Genomic DNA, 576 nt, shown 5'->3' with positions numbered 1-576 from the left:
CGCGCAGTCTCTACAAAACCGCAGGAGTATTACGATCCGGACGCTACGGCCAACGCTTAATCTCTCAGCTCGTTGCCATATCTGTTCGCCTGTTCACGGTTTGCGCACTTCCTCAAATGTATCGTGCGCGACAAGATCGGCTCGTTCAAAGAGCGTGAAGATATGCAGCGCTGGCTCAATGAATGGATCATGAACTACGTTGATGCCGATCCGGTGAACTCCTCGCAGGAAACCAAAGCTCGCCGCCCGCTGGCAGCTGCCGAAGTGGTGGTGGAAGAGGTGGAGGGGAATCCGGGCTATTACGACGCCAAATTCTTCCTGCGCCCGCATTTTCAGCTTGAAGGGTTAACAGGATCACTGCGTCTGGTGACAAAACTGCCGTCAAGTGAAAACAGGGTAATGCCTTGATTTTTATGAATATTTTAATGAATGATGGCCGGGTAATACTCTGGGGGATATATGGCATATGTTTATGGACTGGTAGATTCATTGCAGGGCACTGACATGGTGGGAATGGCGGGGGCAGGAGACAGAAAGGAATGTGTGTTCTTAGTTCAGGTATATGCACATGTGGGG

At 50.9% G+C, this 576-nt stretch carries 1 pseudogene; it reads left to right on the top strand.

Features of this window, described 5'->3' with window-relative positions:
- Positions 1-404 (top strand): annotated as a pseudogene (locus tag CRI63_RS23605) (type VI secretion system contractile sheath large subunit); the annotation flags it as partial.
- Positions 405-576 lie beyond the last annotated feature (172 nt).

Source organism: Escherichia sp. E2661 (genome assembly GCF_004745185.1).
Classification (GTDB): Bacteria; Pseudomonadota; Gammaproteobacteria; order Enterobacterales; family Enterobacteriaceae; genus Escherichia.
This window is presented reverse-complemented; position numbering and strand designations above follow the sequence as displayed.